The organism is Acidovorax sp. HMWF029 (assembly GCF_003060895.1).
Classification (GTDB): Bacteria; Pseudomonadota; Gammaproteobacteria; order Burkholderiales; family Burkholderiaceae_C; genus Acidovorax.
The window spans coordinates 1-2,267 of record NZ_QAIH01000203.1 but is presented as its reverse complement, the minus strand read 5'-3'; the positions used below and the strand labels follow the sequence as shown (position 1 = coordinate 2,267).

3 protein-coding genes are annotated in these 2,267 nt (G+C 67.8%); all 3 read right to left on the bottom strand.

Features of this window, described 5'->3' with window-relative positions:
* Positions 1-116 precede the first annotated feature (116 nt).
* The 3 genes from DBR12_RS14110 to DBR12_RS14100 are packed head-to-tail and all read right to left on the bottom strand — an operon-like array spanning position 117 to position 1,949.
* Positions 117-593, bottom strand: a complete 477-nt coding sequence (locus DBR12_RS14110) for a GNAT family N-acetyltransferase (protein ID WP_108617839.1) — start codon at positions 591-593, stop codon at positions 117-119.
* Positions 590-1,351: a tRNA-uridine aminocarboxypropyltransferase gene (locus DBR12_RS14105; RefSeq protein WP_108617838.1), complete on the bottom strand. Its 762-nt coding sequence runs from the start codon at positions 1,349-1,351 to the stop codon at positions 590-592. The genes DBR12_RS14110 and DBR12_RS14105 overlap by 4 nt, the downstream gene beginning before the upstream one ends.
* Entirely contained in the window at positions 1,344-1,949 is a 606-nt protein-coding gene (locus DBR12_RS14100) for a class I SAM-dependent methyltransferase (protein ID WP_108617837.1), read from the bottom strand. The genes DBR12_RS14105 and DBR12_RS14100 overlap by 8 nt, the downstream gene beginning before the upstream one ends.
* Positions 1,950-2,267: the final 318 nt, after the last annotated feature.

The window sequence follows — 2,267 nt, the reverse complement described above, 5'->3', positions numbered from 1 at the left end:
CTACTGTAAGGCACCGGCGCCCCGCCCCGACAGCGCACAGGCCCGATTGCATGCAAAAAACGCTGTTAACGCGCAATAGACAAGCGCATAAAGCTATCAAAACAAGAGCGCCAGGACTACAGCGCCTTGCCCATGCGCGCGTTGGGCAGCACCACGCCCGCGCGCTCCACGGCCTGGCGCGTTTCCACGGCAAAGCCCTGGGCCGCAAAAAAGGGCTCAGCCGCCAGGCTGACATCCGCCCACAACCGCGCCAGCCCCTGTTGCACGGCCTGCGCATGGATGTGCGCCATAAGCGCGCTGGCCACGCCCTGGCGAGCAAACGCCGGGGCCACAAAAAACATGTCGATGTAGCCACCGGGCTGCAGGTCGGCAAACCCCGCGATGGCGCCGCCATCGGCCTCGGCCACAAAGGGCTGGTTGGCCTGCATGCGCGCGGCCCAATGCGCGGCGTCGTGCTCGGCTGGGGCCCAGGCGGCACACTGCTCAGGGGTGTAGCAATGGCAGGCCAGGCCATGCACCGAGGCATGAAACACCGCGCGCAGCGCCGGTGCGTCGCCTGCGCAAAAGGGGCGGATCCGGGCGATGGGTGTCATGGCGCAGACGCCGTGGCCAGGCTGCGCAGCCGCAGGTGCGTGGGGTCGTCAGCCGCCACCGGCAGCTGGTGCTTGGACTGCAGATAGTGGTGGGTGAAGACGTCCAGGTACGCATCCAGCACCTGCGCGGCTTGTGCCTCGCCCGCCAGCTCCAGGCACAGTGCAGCGACTTCGGCGGTGCAGAAATGGTCGTCGCGGCGCGAGCGGCGCAGCTGGTAGCGCGAAATCTGCTCGGGCGCCAGGCTCAGCACTGGAAAGCGGTCGAGGTACGGGCTTTTGCGGAACATCTTGCGCGCCTCGGGCCAGGTGGCATCCAGCAGGATGAACAGCGGGCGCTTGCCAGCGGTGGCGTCGTCTGCAGGCACCACCTGCGTCACCACCCGCTCGGGCGCCACAAACTCGCCGGGGAACACCACAACCGGCTGCCACAGCGCGTCGGCCAGCAGCGCGAGCAGGCCCGGCTGCACCTCGGTGCGCGCCCAGCCAAAGGCATAGGTGTCGGCCACCACATCGGCGATCAGCCAGCCGGTGTTGCTGGGCTTGAGCGGCTCGATGTCGGCCATCAGCAGGCACATGCCCGCGCGCGTGGGCACCGCCGGGCGCAGCGCGCAGATGCAGTGGCTGGGCACCAGGCGGCAGCCTGCGCAGCGCTCGCCCTTGGGGCCGCCGCGCGCCAGAAAGGGCTTGGCGCTGCGGGCCAGCCGCTGGGCGCGCAGGCGCGAGACGGCGTGGGGCGCAGCGGCGGCGTGCTCACCCATCCACATGCTCCAGCGCAAACAGCGGCAGCTCGGCCCGGCGGCTCAGCCACACGCCGCCGCCCAGCTCGATGGCGCCCTGCTGCAGGCCGCGCCGGTACAGCTCGGCCCGGTGGCGGAACACGCGGTTGTCGGTCAGGTCTTCGTCGATGATGCCCTGCTCGTAGTCCTCGCGCGCGACGGCCTCGACATACAGCGCGCCTTTGGAGAGGCGCCCCAGGTTGTGCAGCGCGGCCTTCAGATCGGGCGGACTCAGGTAGGGCAGCACGCCCTGGCAGATCACAAAGTCAAACGGCGCATCGGCCACATAGTCCACCACCGAACCCTGTTGCCAGCCAAAGCGCTCGCACAGGTAGGGGCTGAACTCCACACCCTGGTAGCTCGCTGCGGGAAAGTGCTGCGCCACGATGTCCTTCCACAGCCCAATGCCACAGCCCACATCGAGCACGCGGTGCACCGGCACGCGCAGGTACTTGAGGTAGCTGCACACAAAGGTGCCCAGGCGCTCCATGTGCTGCGGGTCCACCACGCTGGTTTTCTTGTCGAAGTAAAAGCGCTGGTAGTAGGCCTCGTCGAAAGTGGTGGCGCTGGCGGATTTCAATGGGCGGTCCTTGAGGGCAGGGGGAGAAGACTGGGAGGGCGAGAGTATCCCGCACCTCATTCTTGTGGGGCATGCAGCCTGCCACCGCCTGCGCGCTGGCGTGGGTGCGAGCGGTCCGGAGTCCGACGGAGCGGACCGCCGCTACTGCGGCGCTGGCGGCAGCGGCAAGGTGCGTGGCTTTCTCCAAAAACCTGCAGCCGTCTCACCCCGGTTTTTCAAGCCAAAATGGCCGTCTGCGCTCAACCATCATGCCCCGATAGCTATTAAATACATAGCAACCACCCCCCATCCACAGCGCCCACCGACACGCCCCCATGC